Annotated in this window: 24 protein-coding genes, 1 tRNA gene and 1 pseudogene; 20 read left to right on the top strand and 6 right to left on the bottom strand. The window is 37.8% G+C overall.

The window, feature by feature from the left end; translation table 11 throughout:
* Positions 1–137 (top strand): annotated as a pseudogene (locus HBN42_RS10010) (tagatose-bisphosphate aldolase); the annotation flags it as partial.
* Between the two features lie 48 nt (positions 138–185).
* Here the strand turns inward: HBN42_RS10010 and HBN42_RS00010 are convergent.
* Positions 186–905 (bottom strand): GntR family transcriptional regulator, encoded by a 720-nt coding sequence (locus tag HBN42_RS00010; protein ID WP_165992515.1) that lies wholly within the window; start codon positions 903–905, stop codon positions 186–188.
* A 141-nt stretch (positions 906–1,046) separates the two neighbouring features.
* On the opposite strand from HBN42_RS00010, the gene HBN42_RS00015 reads away from it, so the two are divergent.
* Genes HBN42_RS00015 through HBN42_RS00035 form a run of 5 tightly spaced genes read left to right on the top strand, consistent with a single transcriptional unit; the run spans position 1,047 to position 5,452 of the window.
* Positions 1,047–2,816 (top strand): glycoside hydrolase family 35 protein, encoded by a 1,770-nt coding sequence (locus HBN42_RS00015; protein WP_165992516.1) that lies wholly within the window; start codon positions 1,047–1,049, stop codon positions 2,814–2,816.
* A gap of 12 nt (positions 2,817–2,828) precedes the next feature.
* A complete protein-coding gene (locus HBN42_RS00020; protein ID WP_165992517.1) occupies positions 2,829–3,314 on the top strand; it encodes a PTS sugar transporter subunit IIB in 486 nt (161 codons plus the stop codon).
* 39 nt (positions 3,315–3,353) lie between these two features.
* Entirely contained in the window at positions 3,354–4,241 is an 888-nt protein-coding gene (locus tag HBN42_RS00025; protein WP_165992518.1) for a PTS mannose/fructose/sorbose/N-acetylgalactosamine transporter subunit IIC, read from the top strand.
* Positions 4,228–5,037, top strand: coding sequence for a PTS system mannose/fructose/sorbose family transporter subunit IID (locus HBN42_RS00030; RefSeq protein WP_165992519.1), 810 nt, complete (start codon positions 4,228–4,230; stop codon positions 5,035–5,037). The genes HBN42_RS00025 and HBN42_RS00030 overlap by 14 nt, the downstream gene beginning before the upstream one ends.
* 1 nt (position 5,038) lies before the next feature.
* Positions 5,039–5,452 (top strand): PTS sugar transporter subunit IIA, encoded by a 414-nt coding sequence (locus tag HBN42_RS00035; RefSeq protein ID WP_165992520.1) that lies wholly within the window; start codon positions 5,039–5,041, stop codon positions 5,450–5,452.
* A gap of 391 nt (positions 5,453–5,843) precedes the next feature.
* Here HBN42_RS00035 and HBN42_RS00040 read toward each other — a convergent pair whose 3' ends face one another.
* The 4 genes from HBN42_RS00040 to yghU form a co-directional block, all read right to left on the bottom strand.
* Complete coding sequence (locus HBN42_RS00040) at positions 5,844–6,104, bottom strand: type B 50S ribosomal protein L31 (RefSeq protein ID WP_165992521.1); 261 nt, start codon at positions 6,102–6,104, stop codon at positions 5,844–5,846.
* Between the two features lie 113 nt (positions 6,105–6,217).
* The gene (locus HBN42_RS00045; protein WP_165992522.1) at positions 6,218–7,156 is read right to left on the bottom strand and encodes a DHH family phosphoesterase; all 939 of its coding nucleotides are present in this window, start codon (positions 7,154–7,156) and stop codon (positions 6,218–6,220) included.
* A 2-nt stretch (positions 7,157–7,158) separates the two neighbouring features.
* Positions 7,159–7,590 (bottom strand): GNAT family N-acetyltransferase, encoded by a 432-nt coding sequence (locus HBN42_RS00050; protein ID WP_165992523.1) that lies wholly within the window; start codon positions 7,588–7,590, stop codon positions 7,159–7,161.
* Positions 7,591–7,809: 219 nt separating this feature from the next.
* The gene (gene yghU / locus HBN42_RS00055; RefSeq protein ID WP_165992524.1) at positions 7,810–8,586 is read right to left on the bottom strand and encodes a glutathione-dependent disulfide-bond oxidoreductase; all 777 of its coding nucleotides are present in this window, start codon (positions 8,584–8,586) and stop codon (positions 7,810–7,812) included.
* A 197-nt stretch (positions 8,587–8,783) separates the two neighbouring features.
* Here yghU and HBN42_RS00060 point away from each other — a divergent pair, with 197 nt between their 5' ends.
* The 11 genes from HBN42_RS00060 (at position 8,784) to HBN42_RS00110 (ending at position 19,267) form a co-directional block, all read left to right on the top strand.
* The gene (locus tag HBN42_RS00060) at positions 8,784–9,233 is read left to right on the top strand and encodes a flavodoxin (RefSeq protein ID WP_165992525.1); all 450 of its coding nucleotides are present in this window, start codon (positions 8,784–8,786) and stop codon (positions 9,231–9,233) included.
* Between the two features lie 123 nt (positions 9,234–9,356).
* Positions 9,357–9,638: a chorismate mutase gene (locus HBN42_RS00065; RefSeq protein ID WP_165992526.1), complete on the top strand. Its 282-nt coding sequence runs from the start codon at positions 9,357–9,359 to the stop codon at positions 9,636–9,638.
* Positions 9,631–10,857 (top strand): chloride channel protein, encoded by a 1,227-nt coding sequence (locus HBN42_RS00070; RefSeq protein WP_165992527.1) that lies wholly within the window; start codon positions 9,631–9,633, stop codon positions 10,855–10,857. Before HBN42_RS00065 ends, HBN42_RS00070 begins: the two co-directional genes overlap by 8 nt.
* Before the next feature lie 117 nt (positions 10,858–10,974).
* Entirely contained in the window at positions 10,975–11,322 is a 348-nt protein-coding gene (rplS, locus tag HBN42_RS00075) for a 50S ribosomal protein L19 (protein ID WP_165992528.1), read from the top strand.
* 512 nt (positions 11,323–11,834) lie between these two features.
* Positions 11,835–12,515, top strand: a complete 681-nt coding sequence (locus tag HBN42_RS00080) for a beta/alpha barrel domain-containing protein (protein ID WP_165992529.1) — start codon at positions 11,835–11,837, stop codon at positions 12,513–12,515.
* Positions 12,516–12,580: 65 nt separating this feature from the next.
* A tRNA-Arg gene (locus tag HBN42_RS00085) sits at positions 12,581–12,652 on the top strand.
* A gap of 89 nt (positions 12,653–12,741) precedes the next feature.
* A complete protein-coding gene (locus HBN42_RS00090; protein ID WP_165992530.1) occupies positions 12,742–13,956 on the top strand; it encodes an FtsW/RodA/SpoVE family cell cycle protein in 1,215 nt (404 codons plus the stop codon).
* Between the two features lie 102 nt (positions 13,957–14,058).
* Complete coding sequence (locus HBN42_RS00095; protein ID WP_165992532.1) at positions 14,059–14,619, top strand: HAD-IA family hydrolase; 561 nt, start codon at positions 14,059–14,061, stop codon at positions 14,617–14,619.
* Positions 14,619–16,571, top strand: a complete 1,953-nt coding sequence (gene gyrB, locus HBN42_RS00100; RefSeq protein ID WP_165992534.1) for a DNA topoisomerase (ATP-hydrolyzing) subunit B — start codon at positions 14,619–14,621, stop codon at positions 16,569–16,571. The genes HBN42_RS00095 and gyrB overlap by 1 nt, the downstream gene beginning before the upstream one ends.
* Before the next feature lie 160 nt (positions 16,572–16,731).
* Positions 16,732–18,456, top strand: a complete 1,725-nt coding sequence (gene ezrA / locus HBN42_RS00105; protein ID WP_165992536.1) for a septation ring formation regulator EzrA — start codon at positions 16,732–16,734, stop codon at positions 18,454–18,456.
* Between the two features lie 265 nt (positions 18,457–18,721).
* Complete coding sequence (locus HBN42_RS00110; RefSeq protein WP_165992538.1) at positions 18,722–19,267, top strand: DUF1697 domain-containing protein; 546 nt, start codon at positions 18,722–18,724, stop codon at positions 19,265–19,267.
* 131 nt (positions 19,268–19,398) lie between these two features.
* Here HBN42_RS00110 and HBN42_RS00115 read toward each other — a convergent pair whose 3' ends face one another.
* On the bottom strand, positions 19,399–19,842 hold the full coding sequence (locus tag HBN42_RS00115; protein ID WP_165992540.1) for a YueI family protein: 444 nt from the start codon (positions 19,840–19,842) through the stop codon (positions 19,399–19,401).
* A gap of 221 nt (positions 19,843–20,063) precedes the next feature.
* Between HBN42_RS00115 and eno the strand changes: the two genes are divergently transcribed.
* The 3 genes from eno to HBN42_RS00130 all read left to right on the top strand — a co-directional run bounded on the left by eno (position 20,064) and on the right by HBN42_RS00130 (position 25,504).
* Positions 20,064–21,371, top strand: coding sequence for a surface-displayed alpha-enolase (eno, locus tag HBN42_RS00120; protein WP_165992542.1), 1,308 nt, complete (start codon positions 20,064–20,066; stop codon positions 21,369–21,371).
* Between the two features lie 542 nt (positions 21,372–21,913).
* Positions 21,914–24,772, top strand: a complete 2,859-nt coding sequence (locus HBN42_RS00125; RefSeq protein WP_165992544.1) for an endonuclease/exonuclease/phosphatase family protein — start codon at positions 21,914–21,916, stop codon at positions 24,770–24,772.
* Positions 24,773–25,132: 360 nt separating this feature from the next.
* Positions 25,133–25,504 carry a RidA family protein gene (locus HBN42_RS00130; protein ID WP_165992545.1) on the top strand — a complete coding sequence of 124 codons (372 nt, stop codon included), beginning with the start codon at positions 25,133–25,135 and terminating at the stop codon, positions 25,502–25,504.
* The last annotated feature ends 16 nt before the right edge of the window (positions 25,505–25,520 follow it).

Genomic DNA, 25,520 nt, shown 5'->3' on the forward strand with positions numbered 1-25,520 from the left:
TCCCTGTTTACATAGCAGAAGGTGAAGAGGCTGCTCGCCAGTGGTTGCGTACTGAAGGCTTTAGAAATATTGATGAGCTCAATAAGGTTCTAGAGAAAACGGCCACTTCCTGGGAAGAGAAAGTAAAAAGAGATTGAAGAAAAGAACTCTTTCTTCAATCTGATCACTTGAAAACTTATGAGCTATTAATAATGACTTGACGATAACTCGAATTTGAAAAATGTCCAATTCTTATAGACTTCTGCATATTCTAGAATACGATTTGTTTTACTATCCTTGGTACTTTTGATTTGCCGAACACAAGGTTCGCCATCTTTCAATTGTAAAAAATCTTTGACTTCTTTAGGGTAGTCAGTGGTGATATCTGTTTCTTGCTTAAAGTTCTGCTCTGCCATTTGAATTTTGAAATCCTTGAAGAAGCGATGATAAAGAGAGTGGTAGTGATCATAGTCCGTCTCAGGGTTAAGGATATAATCATGAGCAATATAGGATTTCTGATAGAGGTAGGGCTCTTGATCAATGAAACGTTGGCGACTAAGGATATAGTAATATTCTGTTTTGTGCAGGTTCAAGAGTTTTAAATAGTGGGGATCATTTCCCTTCTCCAATGATAAGACCTTGATTTCCTCCCTGTGATTGGCGGTATCGTTTGTATAGGAAAAATGAACAATTTTATCCTTGGTACTGCGTGAGATGAAGGTTCCCTTCCCTCGCTTTCTGATGAGGAATCCATCTTTAACTAGCTCTTTTAAGGCATTTTTAACAGTTATTGAACTAACTCCATATTTGGACATTAATTCTGTTTCTGTGAAAAACTGGTCCCCTTTTTTGTAGTGGTTAGAGAGAATCAGATTATACAATTCATCTCTTATCCGTTGGTATTTGGGTTTGATTAGTTTGGTCATGTTTTTCTCATTTCAATCTATTGGTAAACAGTCTTATTATATCAGAAATAGCTTAGAAAACTCAAAAAATGATAGGCTGATAGCAAAATTATCATTTTATTTTCAGCTTTTAAATGAACTCTTAATTTAGGAGGTAAAGAAGTGACGCAATTTACCATCTCTGATGATTTTTATTTGGATCATAAAGCTTTTAAAATATTGTCAGGAGCTATACATTATTTTAGGTTGCCACAAGAGTCTTGGTATCACTCACTCTATAATCTAAAGGCACTTGGTTTTAACACAGTTGAGACCTATGTCCCATGGAATTTACATGAAAAAAAGGAGGGCCAATACGATTTTACAGGTAATCTTGATATCGAACGCTTTTTAACTTTAGCAAAAGAGCTGGGACTCTACGCTATTGTCAGACCCTCTCCCTTTATCTGTGCAGAGTGGGAGTTTGGTGGTCTACCTGCCTGGTTACTGACCAAAAATTTGAAACTCAGGTCTAGTGACCCCCAATTTCTTCATTATGTCAGTCGTTATTATGATCAGTTGATTCCCATTTTAAAAAAACATCAGCTTGATCATCAGGGTAATATCCTAATGTTCCAAATTGAGAATGAATATGGTTCCTATGGTGAAGATAAGGCCTATCTACTGGCTATCAAAAATCTCATGCGTGATAGAGGCCTAACTCAACCTTTCTTTACTTCTGATGGACCTTGGAAAGCTGCTATGGAAGCTGGAAGCTTACTAGCAGAAGACGTTCTTGTAACAGGAAATTTCGGATCAGATCCAAAGAAAAACTTTACAGCTATGAGGACCTTTTTCCAAGAAAATGGTAAAAACTGGCCCTTGATGTGTATGGAATTTTGGGATGGTTGGTTTAATCGTTGGGGAGAAGCCTTAGTTAGAAGAGACCCAGAAGAGACCGCCCAAACCATTATGGAAGTCATAGAAATGGGAAGTATCAATCTTTATATGTTTCACGGGGGAAGCAATTTTGCTTTTATGAATGGCTGTTCTGCCCGTGGTCAAAAAGATTTACCCCAGGTTACTTCTTATGATTATGGTGCACTTTTAGATGAAGCTGGAAATCCAACCCTAAAATACAGTTTGCTTCAGGATAAGATGAAAAAGGTCTACCCAGACTTAGATTACAAAGAACCTCTAGTCAAGAAAAGTATGGCCACAAGCCATATAAAGCTGACTCAAAAGGTTTCCTTGTTTGCTAGTCTTGACCAGCTCACTAATCCTAAAGCAAGTTTTTATCCTCAAAATATGGAAGCGCTTAACCAACAAGTGGGTTACCTTTTATATCGGACAGAGGTTAAAAAAAGTAAGGACGAAGCAGAGAGATTCCGTATTATTGATGCCAGAGATCGGGCTCAGGTCTTTGTCAATGAAAAGAAAGTAAGCACCCAGTATCAAGAAGAAATTGGTGAGGACATCTTTATAGATCTAGAAGAAGGGACCAATCAGCTTGATATTTTAATAGAAAATATGGGTCGTGTTAATTATGGGCCTAAACTAGAAGCTCCAAGCCAAAGTAAGGGTCTGGGAAGAGGTCTTATGCTGGACTTGCATTTCGTAGGTGATTGGCAAATGTACCCCTTGCCTTTAGAGCAAGTTGATAGTATTGATTACAGCAAGGGTTGGAAAGAAGGTCAACCAAGCTTTTATCACTATTCCTTTGATTGCATGCATCCAGAAGATAGCTATATTGATATGACAGGCTTTGGTAAAGGTGTTGTCTTTATCAATAATTTTAATCTTGGTAGGTATTGGGAAAAGGGTCCCATTTTCACTCTCTATATCCCTAAGGCCTTTCTAAAAACAGGTCGTAATTGTATTACCGTTTTTGAAACAGAAGGTAAATACCAAGAAGACATTCAATTAGTAAAAAATCCCATAATTAGGGAATAAAGGAGAGAAATTATGGCAATTATTGCATCTCGTATCGACGGTCGTCTAATCCACGGCCAGGTAGCAAACCTATGGACTACAAAGTTAAATATCAGCCGCATTATGGTTGTTGATAATGACATTGTTAACTCTGATTTGGAAAAAACAGCTCTAAAACTAGCAACGCCTAGTGGGGTGAAATTATCCATCTTGACAGAGGAAAAAGCAGCCACCAACATCTTAGCTGGTCGCTATGATTCACAACGGCTTATGATTGTTGCCAAAAAACCAGATTGCTTTTTAGCACTGATTGAACAAGGGGTTCCCATTAAAGAACTTAATGTAGGTAACATGTCACAAAGTTCTGAAACCCGTTCTGTGAGCCGTTCTATTAATGTTGTTGATAAGGATATTGCAGACTTTGATGCTATCAATGCCAAAGGTGTAAAACTTTATGCACAGATGGTTCCTGGTGATAGTCCAGCAGATTTCATGACTTTACTTAATAAAGTAAGGTGAGTTTACTTATAAGAAGAATATAATTCGGAGGAATGCACTATGATACAATGGTGGCAAATTTTACTACTCACTCTTTACTCAGCCTATCAAATATGTGATGAGTTGACTATTAACACCTCAGCTGGTTCGCCGGTCTTTGCTGGTCTAATAGCCGGAATCGTCATGGGGGATATTAAGACTGGGCTAGGGATCGGCGGAAGCTTACAACTGATGGTACTTGGTGTTGGAACCTTTGGGGGAGCTTCACGTATTGATGCAACTTCAGGAGCTGTCTTAGCAACGGCATTTTCAGTGTCGCAAGGTATTAAACCTGAGTTAGCCATTTCAACAATTGCTGTTCCAGTTGCAGCTTTGCTAGTTTATACTGACATTTTAGGACGTTTTTCAACAACCTACTTTGCTCACCGTATTGACAAACATGTTGAGAACTTTAACTATGCTGGTATCGAGCGTAACTATCTTTTAGGTGCTATACCATGGGCTCTATCACGCGCCCTTCCTGTTTTTCTTGCCCTAGCTTTAGGAGGCGGCTTTGTCAAAGCCCTAGTATCTGGAATTGGAGAGGTACAATGGATAGCTGATGGTCTTACCTTGGCCGGTAAAATGCTTCCAGGACTTGGTTTTGCCATATTACTTCACTATCTTCCTGTTAAACGTAACCTGCATTACCTAGGTTTAGGTTTTGCCATTACAGCTATTCTCACAACTATTTATAGCAATCTAGCCAGTGCAGGAGGAGCTATAGCAACTCTTTCCAAGAATTTTGATGCAACACCATTTAAGGGACTTCCTATGATTGGTATTGCAGTTATTGGGGCAGCTCTGGCCACCATTCACTATAAAAACAGACAGGGAGTCCTTCCTCCTGAAACTTCTCATGAGGCCGTGGTAACAGAAAGTGGGGAAATTGAAGATGACGAAATCTAATTATAAGCTAACTAAAGCTGACTTTAAGCAAATAAACAAACGTAGTCTATTTACTTTCCAACTGGGTTGGAATTATGAAAGAATGCAAGGGTCAAGTTACCTTTATATGATTCTTCCTCAATTACGTAAAATGTACGGGGATGGGACACCAGAACTTAAAGAAATGATGAAAACACATACTCAGTTCTTTAATACATCAAACTTCTTTCATACCATTATTACAGGTATTGATCTAGCCCTTGAAGAAAATGAAGGTCTAGCAGCCAAGGATGCCGTTAATGGGGTCAAAACAGGACTTATGGGGCCTTTTGCTCCAATAGGTGACTCTGTTTTTGCATCATTGGTTCCTGCTATTATGGGTTCTATTGCAGCTTCTTTAGCAATCAATGGCAATCCTATTGGTATCTTTCTCTGGGTTGGTTTAACTTTCTTAATTAATATTTTCCGTTGGAAACAATTAGAAATTGCCTATAAGGAAGGTACAAAACTTGTAACAACCATGCGTGATAAGCTATCTTCACTAGTTGATGCTGCCTCAGTAATGGGTGTCTTCATGGTTGGTGCCCTCATTGCAACAATGATTAATTTCAAGTTTATAATGGCACCAAAAATTGGTCAAAAAGTTATCAATATTCAAGACCTCTTTGATCAAATTTTCCCACGTTTGGTTCCAGCCTTGTTTACTGGACTTATCTTCTGGCTCTTAGGACGTAAAGGTATGACCCCAACTAAAGCAATCTTTATGATTATCATCTTTGCCCTAGCTATGGCCTACTTTAAGGTGTTAGGAGTTTAGGATGACTAAGAAATTAATATTGGTAAGTCATGGAAACTTTTGTCATGAGCTGAAAAAAAGCACTGAAATGATTATGGGGCCACAAGATGATCTGATCTCCATTGGATTAGAAGCAGAAGAAGCTGCTGAAGATTTTAAGGCTAAGTTTTTAAAAGAGGTGCAAAACTTATCTGATTCTGACTTTATAGTCTGTGCAGACTTGATGGGTGGAACACCTTGTAATGTCTTATCACGTCTTATTATGGAAGGTCGTCAATTTGAGCTCTATGCTGGAATGAACATGCCTATGGTTATTGGTTTTCTAAATAGTCAGTTGCTTGAGCAAGCAGTTGAGTTGAAAGAATTTGCTTGTCAGAACATTCATAAGGTTAATGATCTCTTGCAGTCCATGGATGAAGACGATGATGAGCTATAATATCAGATCCAAATAATAGAAAAAGTCATTTTTTTGCTACTCTCCTTAGGTTCTGTGGTCGGTAACGATTTCTTTCAGAATTCCATACCTAACTTTCGAGCCTAAGGTCTGGCAAGTTCCCAGTGTCTAAAATGTTAATATTAAAGGTATTTTAGACACTTTCAGCACGGCGGAGCTAGCCTTAATAAGCTCGCTTTGCTCGCAAAAATAGGAAATCTATTGATAGCTTGCAGAGCTTCTTAGCCTATTGGTCTAGGTAAATTGGGTTTGTCTACAATTTGAAAAAACAAGGCTAAAGGTCCTTGTTTTTTCTATTTACTATGGTCATATAGTAAGAACTTATAAAAAAGCCACTTCCTTGAAGAGAAGTGGTAAATCTTTAAAATCGTGCTTATTTTGCAGCGTTTTCGTCTTTGAGACCGTACTTTTTGTTGAAGCGGTCCACACGTCCGTCTGCTTGTGTGAATTTTTGACGTCCTGTATAGAATGGGTGTGAATCTGAAGAAATTTCAACACGAATAAGTGGGTAAGTTTCCCCTTCGAACTCAACAGTTTCATTGCTATTTTTAGTAGATCCACTAAGGAATTGGTAACCTGTAGTTGTATCTAGAAAAACAACTGGACGATAGTCTGGATGAATATCTTTTCTCATCTTAAATATATTTCCTTTCTGCCATGGCACTTGTGCCCCATAGTTATTAACCTCACTAGTTTAACAAAAAGTAGATGATTTGACAAGTCTTTTCTTCCCTTTAGAAAAAATAATTATTCTTTTTTCAAAGCTTCCTTTATTTCTTCAAAGATCTGATCATTTTCAGCTAGGCTATAAGAGTTGGCACCGCTGGCCAGAGGGTGTCCTCCTCCTTCATGTTTTTTAGCAATAGCATTGATAGCTTTTGATTTGCTGCGCATTCTAACACGGTAATGTCCATCAGCTTGTTCCACAAAGATAGCCCAGGCTTGGACAAGGTCAATTTTCCCCGGTGTGGCTACAATAGCAGAGCTTTCTGCATCTGTTACGCCATAGGATCTGAGGATGTCCTGGGTCAGAAGAACTCTGGCAGCTCCCTGTTCATCCATTTCTAAGTGATCAAAAACGTAGGCTTGTAGCTTTGCTATTTTCAAAGAAAAGGAATCCATCTGACGAGAAACTGTAGAGAAATCAAAATCAAATTCTCTTAATTGGCTTGCAATTCTAAGTGTTTTGCTACTTGTGGACTGGTATAAGAAACGTCCTGTATCACCAAGAATGCCGATGTATAGGAGGCGCGCTATCTGTGCTGACATTTTCAGGTTGTTGGTCAAGGCAAGGTCAGCGACTATCTCACTAGCACTTGAGGCTTTGGTATCCACCAAGGAGATATCACCGTAGATGTCCTCGTCAGGATGATGATCTATTTTGATAAGGAAGTCTCCCTTTAGATAGCGGTCATCATCAATGCGGGGACGGTTGGCAGTGTCAGTGACAATGACAAGGGCACCTTTATAGAGGTCATCAGAAACGGTATCCATCTCTTGGATCCAAAGAAGGCTAGGTTCGTTAAAGCCTGTTGTATACACTGCTTTGTCTGGATAATTCTCTTTAATGAGGGCTTTTAGTCCGGTCTGACTACCTAGAGCATCTGGATCGGGATTCTTATGCCTGTGAATGATAATGGTTTGGTATTCTTCAATTTTCTTTAAAATGTCTTTATATGTGTTCATTTTTAGCTTTCTATATCTTTAATCATATCAATGTGGGGAATATTATCTTCTAAGTAGACCTGGGAGCTTGCCTTAAAACCAAAGGTATGGTAAAAATCTTGTAAATAGGCTTGGGCATAAATGGTTTTATCAGGGAACTGCTTTTGACTATAATTGATAGCATTTTTTACTAAGTCTCGGCCTAAACCTTCTTTACGCAAGTCTTTAAGAACAAGGACACGTCCCAACTTAGTCATCTGATCAGTAGGAATGAGGCGGCAATAGGCCACAAGTCTTCCTTGATCACTTTTAAAAATATGGATGGCTTCTTTATCAATTTGGTCTATCTCTGGGTAAGGACATTCCTGCTCAACGACAAAAACATCAAGGCGGGCTTTAAAAATTTGGAAAAGTTCCTCAGTTGTTAATTGCTCAAAGCTTTTATAGTGCCACATTACATTTCTCCCTTAACTTATTTGTCTACCACAATTATATCACAAAATACTTTTAATCAAGTGGCCAGGCTATTGTCTATAAGGATAGAAATCACAGTAGGATATGATCTGATCAAGGCCTGTGGGCAGTTTGTGAGAGTAGTTTAGAGGTAGATCCTTAGTTTCTTGTACTAAAAGAACCTCCTAGTCATTGACTAGGAGGTTCTGGACTGACTGGTATCAGATCGTTTTCAGTGTCACATCCAGAGCTCTTTTTACAGCAGGACGGTTGCTAATCTTTTTTGACCATTCCATGAGGTGTTGGTATTGGGAAAGATTTAAAAATTCAGCTGCGTTTTCATAGAGTTTATTCTCAGCTAGGCGGCCATACCAAGACCAAATGGCAATGTCAGCAATACTGTAGTCATGTCCAGCTATATATGGTTTTTTAGCCAATTCTTTATCAAGAAGATCCAGCTGACGCTTACTTTCCATGCTATAACGATTGATGGGGTATTCTAGTTTTTCTGGAGCATAGTGGAAGAAGTGTCCGAAACCACCTCCAAGAAAGGGAGCTGCCCCTGTTTGCCAAAATAGCCAGTTGAGGATCTCGGTTTTTTCCTGATTATTTTGGCCTAATAAGAGCTTATATTTTTCTGCTAGATAGAGTAAAATGTTTGACGATTCAAAAATACGTAGGGTCTCATCTTCAGATTGATCCACTAAGGCAGGAATCTTAGAGTTTGGATTAATAGCCACAAAGTCACTACCAAACTGCTGACCCTGCCCAATGTCAATCTTGTAGGCATCGTAGTCTAGGTTTTGCTGAGCTAATTCTTTTAGTTCTTCAAACATGATCAAGGGTTTGATACCATTTGGAGTCTCTAAGGTATAAAGCTGGTAAGGGGCTTGGCCCTTAGGAAGCACTTGCTCAAAGCGAGCACCTGAGCTTGCCTGGTTCAAATCGTCTTTTTTAGCAGTATTTTTCCAAATCTTGGGAAGTTCATAAGTAGACATAAGCTAATTCTCTCAATCCTTTCTTTTCTAAGCTCATCATATCAAATTAAGACTGGATTGACAAAAGTTTGAATTGTCTTAAAGCTCTTGATAGCTTTAAGGCTAGGCCGAAATTCGCTATATTTATGAAATGCTAGTGATTTTCTAGGGGAAATGTGTTAGAATAAGTACAGTTTTAGTTAGTTTTGGAGGAAATTATGGCATTAGCAAAAATCGTTTATGCCAGTATGACTGGAAATACTGAAGAAATTGCTGATATTGTTGCTAATAAATTGCAAGAATTAGGACATGATGTCGAAGTTGACGAGTGTACCTCAGTAGATGCTTCAGATTTTGAGGATGCTGATATAGCAATTGTTGCGACATATACCTATGGTGATGGTGACTTACCTGATGAGATTGTCGATTTTTATGAAGATTTGCAAGACTTGGATTTAAGTGGAAAAATATATGGCGTTGTTGGTTCAGGTGATACTTTTTACGATTATTTTTGTAAATCTGTAGACGAATTTGAAGCGCAATTCGCAATTACGGGTGCTACAAAGGGTGCTGATTCAGTTAAGGTTGACTTGGCAGCAGAAGATGAAGATATTGAAAACTTAGAAGCCTTTGCAGAACATATCTCAAAAGCCGTAGATGCTTTATAATATCTTGGTTCTTGTAAAAAATGAAAGAACAAATGTTAGGTTTATTCCTGACATTTTTTTCATACTTGCCCATCATATTTAACTATAAATGTGAGTTATTGAAAGTAGAGGAGAATAGTCGTGATGGATCTTCAGCAGATTCGGCAGGAAATCGATACCGTCGATAAAGAATTGGTCTCATTATTAGAAAAAAGGATGTTTCTAGTAGAGGAAGTGACTCATTATAAAAAGAACAAGAAACTGCCTGTTTTGGATATCAATAGAGAAAGGCAGGTTCTAAGGAGAGTTTCTTCTTACATTGTTAATAAGAAATTTGATAAGGCTATTTTGAGCTCAATGGCCTCTATTTTGGAAGTTTCTAGAGACTATCAGAACCAAAAAATGGAAGAAGGCTTTGATGATTAAGTCTATTAAAGAAGCAAAAGTTATTGGAATTAAAACTTATCTAATCATAGGATTTCTAAGTCTACTGATTGGCTTGGTTGTAGGAACTGTTGACTTCATTTTTGGGATAGTTCTCTTGGAATTAGGATCATTTCGCACTGATCATCTGCTTTATTTGTTGCCATTTTTAGCACCCATAGGTCTGATTATTGTTTATCTCTATAAACACTATGGTAAAAAGGCTAGCAAGGGGATGGCTTTGCTTTTTCTTATCGATCAAAAAGAGGAAAAAGAGCTTCCTTTGATTTTGATACCACTGGTTATAGTGACTACCTGGTTAACCCATCTTTTTGGAGGCAGTGCTGGGCGTGAGGGTGTTGCAGTACAAATTGGCGCCACCATTTCCCACTATTTCCATTCTTTTGTCAGAGTAGAGAATGCTTCTAAAATATTTTTAGTAGTAGGGATGTCCGCAGGTTTTGCTGGCTTATTTCAAACCCCTATGGCTGCTGTTTTATTTGCCTTAGAGGTGCTTGTTCTGGATCATATGGTATTTATAGCCTTGGTTCCAGCAGTTCTGGCAGCCTTTACGTCCTCCATGACTACTCAGGCCTTGGGTCTAGAGAAATTTTCAATTTCTTTGACTGGTCAACTTTCTATGACACCTCTGTTATTGCTTAAATTCTTGTTATTGGGAATAGTCTTTGGCTTGGTAGGAAATCTTTTTGCCATCTCACTAAGTGCCTTAAAAACCTTATTTGCTGATAAAGTAAGGAATGCTTATTGGCGCATAGCCTGTATTGGCCTGATTATTTCACTAGCAATTTTGCTGCTTCATCAGGGGCGTTATAGTGGTTTAGGAACCAATCTTATTGCCAGTGTTTTTTCTCATCAAGAAGTTTATAGCTATGATTGGCTACTCAAGCTTATTTTCACGGTTCTGACAATAGCAGCAGGCTATCAGGGAGGAGAAGTGACGCCACTTTTTGCTATTGGTGCTTCTTTGGGATGTGTCCTTGCACCTATCCTTGGCCTGCCAGTATTGCTATGTGCAGCACTTGGCTATTGTGCGGTCTTTGCCTCAGCCACCAATACCTTTTTAACACCGGTCTTTATTGGCTTAGAAGTGTTTGGTGGTTCACAGACCTCAGCCTTCTTTTTGGTCGTAGCTATTTCTTATATGCTCAACCGCAAAGCTTCTATTTATCCTTTTCAAAAAATTGCTGAAAGCAGGGAATAGTAGCTTTACAATTAGTAGGAAATTTGATAGAATGTATTCCGTGTGTAATGGACATACAAAATAACGGCTAATCCGCTGAGACAAGTACCTAAGATTAGTAAGATAGGAGAATATAAAATGAATCCATTAATCCAAAGTTTGACTGAAGGTCAACTTCGCTCTGACATTCCTGCTTTCCGCGCTGGAGACACTGTTCGCGTTCACGCAAAAGTTGTCGAAGGAACTCGCGAACGTATCCAAATCTTTGAAGGTGTAGTTATTGCACGTAAAGGTCAAGGAATCTCAGAAATGTACACAGTTCGTAAAATTTCTGGCGGTATCGGTGTAGAACGTACCTTCCCTATCCACACTCCACGTGTTGATAAAATTGAAGTCGTACGCTACGGTAAAGTCCGTCGTGCTAAACTTTACTACCTACGTGCATTACAAGGTAAAGCAGCACGTATCAAAGAAATCCGTCGTTAATCTAAGATACCTAGGGCGTCTAGAAATCGACAGAAAAATAGGAAACTGCCAAAGTGACAAAGTCACACGGCAGTTTTTCTTTTTTCCGAGATTTCAGCCCGAGTTCAATTCAGGATACAGAGCCCGTCTAAATTTTCGAAAAAAATGCAAGCAATGCTGAAGAAGTTAAAAGACTTCAAAGCAATTGTGAGATTTTTGAGCAATTTAGGGCGAGTTCAACTAAAACACACTTGATTTCAGGTGTGTTTTTCTTTTTTGCCAAGATTGTAGGATTTATTCAAATACAGGATTTGAAGACTCTAGATAAGAGCTTTTTTATTGCCTAAATCCGTGAATCTTTTGTAATAAAAGTTTTTTTCACTTTTTATCCCCTACGGGATCCTTGTTTTAATCTTGGAATTTTATAGTAAGTCTCCTTATCAATGGTTAGTGATTTAAAGGGGGCTTCAATAGTTTGATCTATCAACTAACTGTGGTAAAATGGGAAAGAATATATTTGAGGAGAAGCTGAGATGGCAGAAATGAAAAATATAGCACCGGTCGTTATGTCTGACTTGCGAAAAGAGATTGTAAAGGTGCCGCAGGCGGTTCATGACTGTTCAGGTATCTATATTTATGGGCGACGCATACGTTCTGTTTTATTTAGTACAGACGTCTCCATTATTGCTAATCATAATGCCGATGCTATTTTAGCTGTTTATCCCTTTACCCCTAATCCAGCCATTTTAAAAAGCATCATGATGGTTTCTTCTGTTCCTGTCTTTGCAGGTATCGGAGGTGGTTTAACCACAGGTTTTCGCTGTGCCAATATGGGTTTGTTTTCTGAATCAGAAGGAGCTCAAGCTGTTGTGATCAATGGGCCTACAGAGATTGAAACCATTGCCCAGATAAATGAAACTATAGATATTCCAATTATTTATACAGTGGTTTCAGAAGCAAGTAATATTAAAAGTCGCATTGAAGCTGGTGTCGATATCTTAAATATTAGTTGTGGAACTGAAACACCAAGAATAGTTAAGAAAATTAGAGAAGAATTTCCCGGTTTTCCCATCATGGCAACTGGCGGGCCGACTGAAGAAAGTGTTAAAGCAGTGATTGAAGCAGGAGCCAATGCTGTGACTATAACGCCGCCAAGTAATGGTGAACTTTTCAAAAAGAAAATGGAAAAGTATCGAAAAAGTCAAAAAGACTAACGGTTTGATCTTGCATTTCTACATTTTCTAAGCTACAATAGATAAGGTAATTATTCCCTTATCAAGACCCCTTAGTTCAATGGATATAACAGCTCCCTCCTAAGGAGTAGTTGCTGGTTCGATTCCGGCAGGGGTCATATTATAGCGGCCAATTTTTGGCCTTTTTTCATTTTCATACATGACAATCTGTGTAGGAAAAGGTTAGAAGTCGGATGAGGAAAGAAGAATGCGTTTCAAAAAGAAGTATCTGGAAAATAAAATTGACTATGGGATTGTTTTTCCTGTTTTTTGTTTAATATTAATTGGTTTGGCTTCAATTTATGTTGCTGTCAGCCATGATTATCCAAGTAATGTTACAAAGATCATGGTCCAGCAAATATTGTGGGTTGGTTTTGGTTCTTTCTTTGCTTTTATTCTCATGTTTTTTAGCACAGCTTTTTTATGGAAACTAACCCCTTTTCTTTATCTTCTAGGATTATTCTTGATGATTCTTCCACTTACCTTTTTTAGCCCTCAACTGGTAGCTGCTACAGGGGCTAAAAACTGGGTATCTATTGGTTCTGTTACTCTTTTTCAACCTTCAGAATTTATGAAAATATCCTATATTCTGGTCTTGGCCAGATTAACAGTTTGGTTTAAGGGAAGAAAGGAAAGACTGAGCTTTGGTGATGATTGGAAGCTCTTAGGTTTATATATTTTACTAACGATCCCGGTAATGGTTTTCTTGGCTCTGCAAAAAGATTTGGGAACAGCCCTGGTTTTTCTAGCTATCCTTGCAGGTGTGACCTTGGTTTCTGGCATTTCTTGGTGGATCCTCCTCCCCATTATTTTATGCCTTATTATTGCAGTAGTTTCTTTTTTCTTTATTTTTTTATTCCCGGAAGGAAAAGCTTTGCTCTACAAATTAGGCATGGATACCTATCAGATGAACCGTATTACAGCCTGGTTAACACCATTTGACTTTTCAGAATCTATTGCTTACCAGCAGACACAGAGTATGATTTCAGTAGGAAGTGGGGGAATGTTTGGTAAAGGCTTTAATCATGTTTCTCTTCCCGTGCCCGTTAGAGAAAGTGATATGATCTTTACAGTCATTGCCGAAAACTTTGGTTTTTTAGGTTCTGCCTTCTTACTCGTCTTGTATTTGGTGCTCATTTATCGCATGTTAAGAGTCACTTTTGATTCAAATAACCTCTTTTACACTTACATATCTATAGGTTTTATCATGATGATTCTTTTCCATATATTTGAAAATATAGGGGCTGCTATAGGCATTTTACCCCTTACAGGTATTCCTCTTCCTTTCATTTCTCAAGGTGGCTCTTCCTTGATTTCTAATCTCATGGGCGTTGGACTGATTTTATCAATGAATTTTCAACATGTTGTGGCTAGAGAAAAAGAAAGTGAACTAGAACTACGTAGAAGCTATATTTATGATTAAAAAACTGGTCTTTGGGAGACTACCTTATTTTTCTCCTCAATACCAGTCTTTTATTTTGTAGAATACTATAAAAAATTGGTAAAATATGATATAATTAGGGTTATGAATTATCAGGATTATATTTGGGATCTGGGTGGAACCTTACTAGATAATTATGAGACATCCACTCAAGCCTTTATTCAAACTTTAGAAGAATTTAAACTTTCTGGAAGCCATGATGCTGTCTACCAAAAATTAAAAGAATCTACAGAAATTGCCATTAATGAATTTGCCCCCAAACAACCACAGTTTTTGCAACGTTATAAGTCTAATGAAGCAAAAAAATTAGCTGATCCAGTTTGGTGTAAGGGTACAAAAGAGATTCTTCAAAAAATTGTAGCTAATGGTTCTCGGAATTTTTTAGTTTCGCACCGCAACCGGCAGGTCTTAGACCTCTTAGCAAAAGCAAATTTTCTGCCTTTTTTTACTGAAATCATTACTTCAGATAATGGTTTTGCCAGAAAACCTAACCCTGAGAGCCTTATCTATTTAAAAAACAAGTTTAAGATTACTAATGGATTGGTGATAGGGGACAGAGAAATAGATAGAGAAGCTGGACAAGCAGCCGGATTTGATTGTTTGCTTGTTGATGGAAAAAAATCACTAGTGGAGATAGTAAATTAATGAACGAAGATAATAAACAGCTAGAAGACAAAGTACAAGAATATGACGCCAGCCAGATCCAAGTTTTAGAAGGACTAGAGGCTGTTCGTATGCGACCAGGTATGTATATCGGCTCAACTTCAAAAGAGGGTTTACACCACCTAGTATGGGAAATAGTAGATAACTCTATTGATGAAGCATTGGCAGGCTTTGCTAGTCATATTGAAGTCTTTATTGAAGAAGATAACTCAATCACAGTTATAGATGATGGGCGCGGTATCCCAGTAGATATTCAGGAAAAAACAGGTAGACCAGCGGTAGAAACTGTTTTTACAGTTTTGCATGCTGGAGGAAAATTTGGCGGTGGCGGCTACAAAGTTTCTGGTGGTCTCCATGGTGTAGGTTCATCTGTTGTTAACGCCTTATCCACACAATTGGATGTAAAGGTCTATAAAAACGGTAAGATCCATTATCAAGAATTTAAACGTGGAATTGTCTACGATGACTTAGCTGTTATAGGAACTACAGATCTGACGGGTACAACGGTCCATTTTACTCCCGATCCAGAAATCTTCAAAGAAACCGTTGAATTTGACTTTGATAAATTAGCAACAAGGATTCAAGAATTAGCTTTCTTGAACCGTGGCTTAAAGATCTCCATTACAGACAAACGTCAAGGTATGGAACAGGATAAAAACTACCACTATGAAGGTGGAATCAGCTCCTATGTGGAATATCTGAATGCTAAAAAAGAAGTAATCATCGAATCACCCATCTATACTGATGGTGAAATGGACGGGATAACCGTTGAAGTTGCTATGCAGTATACCACTGGCTACCATGAGAATGTCATGAGCTTTGCTAACAACATTCACACCCATGAGGGGGGGACGCATGAGCAGGGCTTTAGAACTGCCTTGACACGGGTTATTAATGACTATGCCAAAAAGAATAAGATTTTAAAAGAAAATGAAGATAACCTAACCGGTGAAGATGTCCGTGAAGGCTTGACAGCAGTTATTTCTGTAAAACATCCAAACCCACAGTTTGAAGGGCAAACGAAGACCAAATTAGGAAATTCAGAAGTTGTTAAAATCACTAATAGATTATTTAGTGATGCCTTCCAACGTTTCCTTCTTGAAAATCCCCAAGTAGCTCGTAAGATTGTTGAAAAAGGGATTTTAGCGTCAAAAGCAAGAATTGCGGCTAAACGGGCACGTGAAGTTACCCGTAAAAAATCAGGTCTTGAAATATCCAATCTGCCTGGAAAATTAGCAGACTGCTCTTCAAATGATGCTGTTCAAAATGAACTCTTTATCGTCGAAGGAGATTCTGCAGGAGGTTCTGCAAAATCAGGTAGAAATCGTGAATTCCAAGCTATCTTGCCAATCCGTGGTAAAATCCTCAATGTAGAAAAGGCCACTATGGATAAGATTTTAGCAAATGAAGAAATTAGAAGTCTCTTCACTGCAATGGGAACTGGCTTTGGTTCAGACTTTGATGTTTCAAAAGCAAGATATCACAAGCTGGTTATCATGACAGATGCCGATGTTGATGGTGCCCATATACGGACCCTTCTGCTAACTCTGATTTACCGTTTTATGAGACCGGTCTTAGAAGCTGGCTATGTCTATATTGCCCAACCACCTATTTATGGAATTAAGGTGGGAAGCGAAATAAAAGAATATATTCAACCAGGTGTTAATCAAGAAGAAGAGCTCAAAATTTCTCTTGAAAAGTATAGTGTTGGTCGTTCTAAACCTACAGTCCAACGTTATAAAGGATTAGGAGAAATGGATGATCATCAATTATGGGAAACAACCATGGATCCTGAAAACAGATTAATGGCAAAAGTAACCGTTGATGACGCGGCAGAAGCCGATAAGATATTTGATATGTTAATGGGAGATCGAGTAGAGCCTAGACGTGTCTTTATCGAAGAAAATGCCGTTTATAGTACGCTTGATATCTAGTCAAATATTCTTTGAAAAGCTATTAAAAGTATGTTATAATCGTAACGTTATAGTTATAAATGTATTTTTGATAAATTTTAATAAAAGACGATTAATTGCTATATGGTTGAGTATAAAAGTTAGCAAGGGATAAATCGTAACAAATAATAAGGAGATTAAGATGTCGAGCGGAATTATCTTGCTAATTGTAGCTATAGTCTTGTTGGTGATTATTGCCTATTTAATTGGCGTCATTATTCGTAAGCGAAATGATTCATTAATAGGTAACTTGGAAGATCGCAAACAAAAATTGTTTGGTTTGCCTATCAACGATGAAATAGAAGAAGTGAAGTCCCTTCATTTGATAGGACAAAGTCAAACCTCATTCAGAGAATGGAATCAAAAATGGGTTGACCTGACTCTTAACTCATTTACAGATATTGAAAATCATTTGTTTGAAGCAGAAAAACTTAATGATACTTTCAATTTTATTGGCGCAAAGCATGAAATTAACAACGTTGAAAGTCAACTTAATTTAGTTGAAGAAGACATCAACTCTATTCGCGAAGCTCTTTCCATTTTACGGGAACAGGAAGAAAAAAATAGTGCGCGTGTTACCCATGCCTTAGATCTATTTGAAAATCTCCAAGATTCAATCAATGGAAATGAAGATCAGTTTGGTTCTACCAAAGCTGAAGTTGTTAAACAAATGAAGAACATTGAAACAGAGTTTTCTCAATTTGTTGCACTAAATTCCTCAGGAGACCCTGTGGAAGCTTCTGAAGTCTTAGATAGAGCTGAGGAGCACACCATTGCTCTAGGACAAATCACCGAACAGATTCCTCCAATCGTGAAAAAATTAGAGCGTGATTTCCCAGACCAACTAGATGACTTAGAAACTGGCTATCGCCGCTTACTTGAAGAAAATTATCACTTTGCTGAAACAAACATTGAAGCTCGTTTCCAAGAAATCCGAGAAGCTATTAGATCTAATGCATCTGAATTGGTTAGCTTAGATTTAGATCGTGCACGGGATGAAAACACTCAGATTCAAGAACGTATTGATAGTTTGTATGATCTCTTTGAACATGAAATTGTTGCCCATAAAGCAGTTGTCAAGGACAGCAAAATATTACCAGACTTTTTGGCACATGCCCGCGAAAATAATAATAAATTAAAAGCTGAAATTACCAGACTGTCTCACAAGTATATTCTCAATGAAAACCAAGGCTTGAATGTCAAAGCATTTGATAAGGATCTTCAAGACATTGAAGAAAATGTCTTAGAGATTGCACAAGATTATAAAGATCTAGAAAAACCATTTTCAGAGCTTCAATTGATCTTAGATAAGAGTCTGAAGACCTTAGGTGCTATTGAGACTGGGCAATTAGAGGTTTTTGAGGCTGTAAAAGGCATAGAAAGTATTGAAGCAAAAGCAAGACAGGATGCAGAGATTTTCGTCTCACAATTGCACATGATTAAACGCTTCATGGAAAAACGTAACCTGCCTGGTATTCCTCAGGATTACCTAACGACCTTCTTCACAACAAGTACTCAATTAGAGGCTTTAATGGATGAATTAAGCAAGGGTAAAATTAACATTGACGCTGTTTCTCGTCTAAGAGAAATTGCTTCAGCTTCAGTTGCCAACTTGGAAGACTACAGTTACCAAGTAGTCCAAAATGCAACCCTAACGGAGCAACTGCTACAGTATTCTAACAGATACCGCAGTTTTGAAGCCGGTGTGCAAAATGCATTTGAAATTGCCATGCATCTTTTTGAAGATGAGTTTGACTATCAGGGTGCATTTGATGAAATCTCTTATGCCCTAGAAACTGTTGAACCAGGCGTTACAGAACGTTTTGTTTCTTCATATGAAAGAACCCGAGAACACATTCGATTTTAAAATGGCTAGGACCATCTGTCCTAAGCCCTTTTTTATTGTAATAAGCTCAGAGAAATTCTATAATCTTAATAAGTGTACAGTAGGAGTTCTGCTCAGAAATCATTAGTAGAAATCCAAGTGAAAAATTGACAGAGGGCCCAAATTGATCTGTATGCTCTCTTAGTTCAAAAAAGGGTTGGTCAGACTGCATCAGACTAAGCTGGCTACTGTATTTTTAAGCTTTGCTAGCAGCTGCCCTTTTACCAAGTAAGCTGGAGGTTATCAAATGAAGTATCTTTTACTTTTAAGAGGCATTAACGTTGGTGGTCATCATAAAGTGCTTATGGCTGAATTTAAAGCCTATTTATCAGAGCTAGCTTATGAAAATATCAACTCATATATTAATAGTGGCAACCTTTATTTTGAAAGCGACAAAGACTTAGCTCAGCTTTATCAGGAAATCAGTGAGGTCATCGAAAACCACTATACCTTTGCCATTCCTTTTCTGCTTATAAAACAAGAGGATTTTTTGGTAGAATATGACAGTTTACCAAGATGGTGGAAGGGGGATTTTTATCGTAAAAATGTTTTATTCTTGCTGCCGGGCTGTCATTCTGATCAATTAATAAGCTTTCAAGAAATTGGGGATGGGGAGTTTCTTTATATAGGAGATATAGCCCTTTACTGGGCCACTAGAGATGAAGATAACTATCAGAAAAGCTTTTACCATAAGACCTTTATCAAAAGTCCTTTATATAAATGTGTCAGTATTCGGAATGAGAGAACAGCAGAGTTTTTAGCAAGAAGTTTTGGACAAGAAAAAAGAATCTGAAATGCCCATGACCAATAAGTTAGAGTAGTCTATCAACTTATGGCTATGGTACATTTTAGATTCACTCTTGGAAATCTTATTTTTAAAAGCTTCTATCAAAAATAGCAGAGCTGTCTTTTAGATCTAAGGCATTATTTACCAAATAGGTTCTGCCAGAAGGAAGATTTTTTATCTGTAACGGGTTCTTTTTGATCCTCAAGGGAAGAGGTAATGGATGTTTCATCTAAGTTAACCGCACGATCGGTATGTAAAACTAAAGCAAAGGGTGAATTTGCACTGCTTTCATCAATAATAGTAGAAGGGATGCCTTTTTTACTTGCTAATTTCATATAAAACATTTGATATTGGGCATCAAGCTCAGCTGATAATTTAAGAGAAAGTGGTTGATACTTTTCGACATAAGCAGGTAAAAGTCGTTCAAATTCCGTTTTAGCAATATCATCTTCAATACCCACAAGTGGAATGGTTAATAAAACTCTTTCTGCAAAAGTACCTAAATAAAAACGCTGCTGATCTGGATTATTGCGCTGTTCACCGCTTGCGCATTTTAAAATTTTTTTATCTAAGGATTCCATATCAACCTCCTAAATAGCTTTACCCCCATTATACTTATTTTTTAATGAAATAGCTATTAAAACACGTATCCAAAAGCTTTCAGAAATGAAAAGGAAATTATGAAAAAATATTTTGGAAAATACATATCCTTTTCAAGTCTTTGCTTTTTAAGTTGAAAATCACTGGACTATGTGGTATTATTAACATGTAAAATATTAAAACTCATAAGGAGAGTATTATAATGTCAATTATTACTGATGTTTACGCTCGCGAAGTCCTAGACTCACGCGGTAACCCAACACTTGAAGTGGAAGTTTATACAGAATCAGGTGCTTTCGGACGTGGTATGGTTCCTTCAGGTGCTTCAACTGGTGAACACGAAGCAGTTGAACTCCGCGATGGTGATAAATCTCGCTACAACGGTCTTGGAACTGAAAAAGCAGTTGACAACGTTAACAACATTATCGCTGAAGCTATCATTGGTTTTGATGTTCGTGATCAACAAGCAATTGACCGCGCTATGATTGCTCTTGATGGAACTCCTAACAAAGGTAAACTTGGTGCTAACGCTATCCTTGGTGTTTCTATTGCTGTAGCTCGCGCTGCTGCTGATTACCTTGAAGTGCCTCTTTACAACTATCTTGGTGGATTTAACGCTAAAGTGCTTCCAACTCCAATGATGAACATCATCAACGGTGGATCTCACTCAGATGCTCCAATCGCTTTCCAAGAATTCATGATCATGCCAGTAGGTGCTGCTACATTTAAAGAAGCTCTTCGTTGGGGTGCTGAAGTATTCCATGCCCTTAAGAAAATTCTTAAAGAACGTGGTCTTGAAACAGCTGTTGGTGACGAAGGTGGATTCGCTCCTAAGTTTGATGGAACTGAAGATGGTGTAGAAACTATCCTTAAAGCTATCGAAGCTGCTGGTTATGAAGCAGGCGAAAACGGAATCATGATTGGTTTTGACTGTGCTTCATCAGAATTCTACGACAAAGAACGCAAAGTATATGACTACTCTAAATTTGAAGGTGAAGGCGGAGCAGTACGTACTTCTGCAGAACAAATTGATTACCTTGAAGAATTAGTAAACAAATACCCAATCATCACTATCGAAGATGGTATGGATGAAAATGACTGGGATGGTTGGAAAGCTCTTACTGAACGCCTAGGCGGACGTGTTCAATTAGTTGGTGACGACTTCTTCGTTACAAATACTGATTACTTAGCACGTGGTATCAAAGAAGAAGCTGCTAACTCAATCCTTATCAAAGTTAACCAAATCGGTACATTGACTGAAACTTTTGAAGCTATCGAAATGGCTAAAGAAGCTGGTTACACTGCTGTTGTATCACACCGTTCAGGTGAAACTGAAGATTCAACAATCGCTGATATTGCAGTTGCAACAAATGCAGGACAAATCAAAACAGGTTCATTGTCACGTACGGACCGTATTGCAAAATACAACCAATTACTTCGTATTGAAGATCAACTTGGAGAAGTTGCTCAATACAAAGGAATCAAATCATTCTATAACCTAAAAAAATAATATAGTTCAGTGAACTATATTATCCTGAGCTAAGATATTAGCGAAGTTTGAGAATAGGAAAGAGCTTAGGCAGAAGCCTAGGCTCTTTCATTTTGCGTTAAGACAGAAATCTCTGATTTCGTAGTCGCATCTCCGTCAGGCTAATTAGGCAATTTATAGCCAATCAGCTAGGACGCATAGTTCAGTGAACTATACTATCTTGAGCTAAGGTATTAGCGAAGTTTGAGAAAGAGCTTAGGCTAAAGCCTAGGTTTTTTTCTGTTGCCATTTGTTTTTATTAGTAGGCTAGAAATTAAGAGCAGCATCTTCTAAAAAGGGTCTTGATTTGCTTTCTATAATGTTCAGAAAAGGAATAAGTATTTGGTCTTTTATAGAGGAACGTTAGGTTTTTGCTATAAAAATACATGTAAAAAATTAAAAATATTATTTTTTTGAACTTTTCGCTAACGTTTGATGATGAAAATATTAAAAATGTATTTATTTTACATAAACTTTCTGTTAAAATAATCATATAAAAAATGAATTAGGCGAAAGGAGTTTTTATGTTGAATAGGAGATTTTTTACTTATGCTTCACTATTAGCTTTGGTAGCTGTACCTGCTGCAGTGGGAGAAGTGTCTAGACAAGATCAAACCGTTTATGCGGCAGAAGTGACAGCAGCTACACCCGTGGCTACAGAGAGTCAAGCTCAAGCTGCGGTGGCTGAGGAAATCAGTGATGTAGAGAGGGCCTCAGCTGTTACTAGTGATGAAAGCGAAATTCCAGCAATTAGAGTACAAGAGGTAGAAGCAATTGCTCTCAATGACACCCTTACTGTTTCACAAGATTCAGCAAAGAAGACAAATCAAACTGGTATCGAAGCCGTCAGACAGAGTCCACAAAATGCCTCTTACACTATTTCTGGGAAAATCATCAGTCCAGTAGATGGCTGGGGTGGTAAAGGCTTTTACGTCCAAGATAATAGCGGCTCAGGGCTCTACATTTATCCAGATAAAAAGGACTTTGGCTTTAACATGGGAGATAGTGTTGAAATTTCAGGTACCCTGTCTCATTTCAATGGTGAGCTTCAGCTCAAAGATATTACAGCTCATAAGAAAGTCTCAGCTGATTTTTCAACTCCTGTAGTGGAAACAAGTATTCCTGAATTAGAAAATGCTAAACCATCTACTCTTGTCAAAATTTCTAATGTTACTGTTGGTAAAATTAAATCTGAGAAATATGAAACTTCATCTTTTGACCTGACAGATGCCTCAGGCAGACGTGTTGCTGTTCGCTTAGATAACCGTACAGGTATTAAGACATCTGATTTGATGACTAAAGTGAATGAAGGGGATGTCATCAACCTAACTGCTATTCATTCTACCTTTAAAAATAAACTCCAGCTTAAGCCATTTAGCTTAGACCAATTTGAAATAGTTAAACCAGCTGTGCGAAAAGAAGAAATTGCCCCAGAGTACAAGCTGGTTAAGATTGGACAGATTCAAGGTGAAAGTCATGTGTCTCCACTACTTGATCAAGCCGTTAGAGTAGAAAAAGTAGTAGTAACCTATCTTGATGATGAGACACATTTCTATGTGCAAGACCTAAAAGGTGATGGAAATCGGGCGACCTCAGATGGTATCCGTGTTTTTGTTAGAAATACTGCTGTCAAAGTTGGTGACGTATTAGATATTTCAGGAACTGTTGAAGAATTTTTTGGTAAGGGATTTGATGAAACTATAGAGAAAACAGATCTTACCATGACCCAAATCAAGGCTGCTAAGGTGACTAAAACAGGCACTTCTCAACTTCCTGCTCCAATAATCTTAGGTAAGGATCGCATGGTACCTAAGGACATCATTGATAATGATGGATTAACTGTCTTTGATCCACAAGAAGATGCCATTGACTACTGGGAATCCATGGAAGGGATGTTGGTTGCGGTGGACGATGCTAAAATCCTTGGGCCAATGAACCATAAGGAAATCTATGTTCTACCAGGATCAACAAAACGTCACTTAAATAACTCTGGTGGGGTCTTGCTCCAACCAGGAAGATATAACACAGACATTATTCCAATTTCATTTAAAGAAGGCAATGTGACCATTAAATCAGGAGACTACTTTACAGGTCGTATTGCTGGACCTGTAGGTTACAGCTATGGTAACTATAAGGTTTTTGTAGATGACAAGACTCTACCAAAATTCAATGATGGCCAATTAAAACCAGAAAAGACCCATATTATCAAAGATCTCAATAAATTAAGCATTGCTTCTTATAATATCGAAAACTTCTCAGCTAATCCTGAAGAAACAAAAGATGAGAAGGTTAAGCGCATTGCCCAATCCTTTATCCATGATTTAAATTCCCCTGATATTATTGGTTTGATTGAAGTTCAAGATAATAATGGCTCTAAAAATGATGGAACAACAGATGCTACTTTGAGCGCAAACCGTCTGATAGATGCTATCAAGGCCTTGGGTGGTCCGACCTATGTTTACCTCGATATTGCGCCAGAAAATAATGTTGATGGCGGCAAACCTGGAAGTAATATCCGTAATGGTTTCCTTTACCAACCATCACGGGTCCGTCTATCTGATAAACCAAGAGGTGGCGCAAATGATGCTCTTACTTGGAAAAATGGCGAGCTTAACATGAGTCTTGGTCGTATTGCACCAACAGATGCTGCCTGGAAAGAAGTGAGAAAATCTTTAGCTGCTGAGTTTATCTTCCAAGGTAATAAGGTTGTCGTGGTTGCTAATCATTTGAACTCTAAGCGTGGGGACGATGCCCTTTATGGACGTATGCAACCTGTGACCTTTAAATCAGAAGAGAAACGTCATATACTTGCTAAGATCTTAAGGGACTTTGCTAAAGAAGGATCAGCACATCAGGCTAATATTGTGATGTTGGGTGATTTCAATGATTTTGAATTCACTAAAACTATCCAATTGATTGAAGAAGGAAACATGACCAATTTGGTAAGTAGACATGATCTTTCAGACCGTTATTCTTACTTCTACCAAGGTAATAACCAAACACTTGATAATCTCCTCGTGTCAAGCAACCTCTTAAATCATTATGAATTTGATATGGTTCATGTCAACTCACCATTTATGGAGGCCCATGGACGTGCTTCTGACCATGATCCTTTATTGATCCAGTTATCTTTTGCTAAAGCTAATACCTCAAGAAAAGCAGAACCAATGGCAGTAAGTCCTATGACAGTGACTCCTAAATCAGAAGGTAAGATCAGAAGCTTACCACAAGCATTGTCAGCTGTGACAAAAGCAGCTTCTCATTCTGAGGAAAAAGGTCTACCAAAAACAGGCGACAAAGCTAGCTTTGTGATGACTCTACTAGGAATAACAAGCTTGCTATCTGTCTTTGGACTGTTTTCAAAAAAACAAGAAGTAGAATAAGACTTTAAAGCCAACTAACTATCACTAAAAAGTAAGGCAGCAGTCAATAATACTTTATCGTATGTCAAAAATGAATTTTGCCTATAATTTTTTATTGATAAAAAAGTCAAATTTTTCTTATTTGTTGCTCTGTTTTTTAATTTATTAAAATTTTATATGTGGAGCATCTCCCTTGTAAATGTTTTCATATAAGCATTTATAGGGTTTTTCGTTTTTGTTCTTCTTGTCAAATCAAAAATTTATACTAATAGAAAATTAATGATTTCGATAATAAAAAATTATTAAAAGGATAAATTATTATTGACTATGAATGCGATTTCATGTAGACTAAACTTATAAAAAATTTAAGGAGGTTCAGTCATGAACAGATACCCCAAATCAATTGGGCCATACTCCATCTACACAGTAGGAGGAAATATTTTATATGCTTCTGGTCAATTGCCAGTCATTCCGACTACAGGCCAATTAGCTGAGGGTTTTGAAGAACAATGTCGTCAATCCTTTGCAAATATTAAGGGTATTTTAGAAGAGCAGGGTCTGGATTTGAGTCATCTTTTTAAGTTAACTATCTACTTATCAAATTTAGAAAATTTTGAAAGTTTAAATCAGATTATGGAAGAATTACTGGATGAGCCTTATCCGACAAGGACAGCTTATCAGGTCTCGGCTTTACCAAAGGGTGCTTTAATTGAGATTGAAGCAATGGCAAGATTAACAAATAGCAGATTTTAAGCTATAGATTGGTGGA

The organism is Streptococcus catagoni (assembly GCF_011421425.1).
GTDB classification, from domain to species: domain Bacteria; phylum Bacillota; class Bacilli; order Lactobacillales; family Streptococcaceae; genus Streptococcus; species Streptococcus catagoni.

What these genes read in the sequence shown, in the direction of transcription:
- HBN42_RS00010 (WP_165992515.1), bottom strand. Translation starts at nt 905, where the DNA reads ATGACCAAACTAATCAAACCCAAATACCAACGGATAAGAGATGAATTG.
- HBN42_RS00020 (WP_165992517.1), top strand. Translation starts at nt 2,829, where the DNA reads ATGGCAATTATTGCATCTCGTATCGACGGTCGTCTAATCCACGGCCAG.
- HBN42_RS00025 (WP_165992518.1), top strand. Translation starts at nt 3,354, where the DNA reads ATGATACAATGGTGGCAAATTTTACTACTCACTCTTTACTCAGCCTAT.
- HBN42_RS00030 (WP_165992519.1), top strand. Translation starts at nt 4,228, where the DNA reads ATGACGAAATCTAATTATAAGCTAACTAAAGCTGACTTTAAGCAAATA.
- HBN42_RS00035 (WP_165992520.1), top strand. Translation starts at nt 5,039, where the DNA reads ATGACTAAGAAATTAATATTGGTAAGTCATGGAAACTTTTGTCATGAG.
- HBN42_RS00040 (WP_165992521.1), bottom strand. Translation starts at nt 6,104, where the DNA reads ATGAGAAAAGATATTCATCCAGACTATCGTCCAGTTGTTTTTCTAGAT.
- HBN42_RS00045 (WP_165992522.1), bottom strand. Translation starts at nt 7,156, where the DNA reads ATGAACACATATAAAGACATTTTAAAGAAAATTGAAGAATACCAAACC.
- HBN42_RS00050 (WP_165992523.1), bottom strand. Translation starts at nt 7,590, where the DNA reads ATGTGGCACTATAAAAGCTTTGAGCAATTAACAACTGAGGAACTTTTC.
- yghU (WP_165992524.1), bottom strand. Translation starts at nt 8,586, where the DNA reads ATGTCTACTTATGAACTTCCCAAGATTTGGAAAAATACTGCTAAAAAA.
- HBN42_RS00060 (WP_165992525.1), top strand. Translation starts at nt 8,784, where the DNA reads ATGGCATTAGCAAAAATCGTTTATGCCAGTATGACTGGAAATACTGAA.
- HBN42_RS00065 (WP_165992526.1), top strand. Translation starts at nt 9,357, where the DNA reads ATGGATCTTCAGCAGATTCGGCAGGAAATCGATACCGTCGATAAAGAA.
- HBN42_RS00070 (WP_165992527.1), top strand. Translation starts at nt 9,631, where the DNA reads ATGATTAAGTCTATTAAAGAAGCAAAAGTTATTGGAATTAAAACTTAT.
- rplS (WP_165992528.1), top strand. Translation starts at nt 10,975, where the DNA reads ATGAATCCATTAATCCAAAGTTTGACTGAAGGTCAACTTCGCTCTGAC.
- HBN42_RS00080 (WP_165992529.1), top strand. Translation starts at nt 11,835, where the DNA reads ATGGCAGAAATGAAAAATATAGCACCGGTCGTTATGTCTGACTTGCGA.
- HBN42_RS00090 (WP_165992530.1), top strand. Translation starts at nt 12,742, where the DNA reads ATGCGTTTCAAAAAGAAGTATCTGGAAAATAAAATTGACTATGGGATT.
- HBN42_RS00095 (WP_165992532.1), top strand. Translation starts at nt 14,059, where the DNA reads ATGAATTATCAGGATTATATTTGGGATCTGGGTGGAACCTTACTAGAT.
- gyrB (WP_165992534.1), top strand. Translation starts at nt 14,619, where the DNA reads ATGAACGAAGATAATAAACAGCTAGAAGACAAAGTACAAGAATATGAC.
- ezrA (WP_165992536.1), top strand. Translation starts at nt 16,732, where the DNA reads ATGTCGAGCGGAATTATCTTGCTAATTGTAGCTATAGTCTTGTTGGTG.
- HBN42_RS00110 (WP_165992538.1), top strand. Translation starts at nt 18,722, where the DNA reads ATGAAGTATCTTTTACTTTTAAGAGGCATTAACGTTGGTGGTCATCAT.
- HBN42_RS00115 (WP_165992540.1), bottom strand. Translation starts at nt 19,842, where the DNA reads ATGGAATCCTTAGATAAAAAAATTTTAAAATGCGCAAGCGGTGAACAG.
- eno (WP_165992542.1), top strand. Translation starts at nt 20,064, where the DNA reads ATGTCAATTATTACTGATGTTTACGCTCGCGAAGTCCTAGACTCACGC.
- HBN42_RS00125 (WP_165992544.1), top strand. Translation starts at nt 21,914, where the DNA reads ATGTTGAATAGGAGATTTTTTACTTATGCTTCACTATTAGCTTTGGTA.
- HBN42_RS00130 (WP_165992545.1), top strand. Translation starts at nt 25,133, where the DNA reads ATGAACAGATACCCCAAATCAATTGGGCCATACTCCATCTACACAGTA.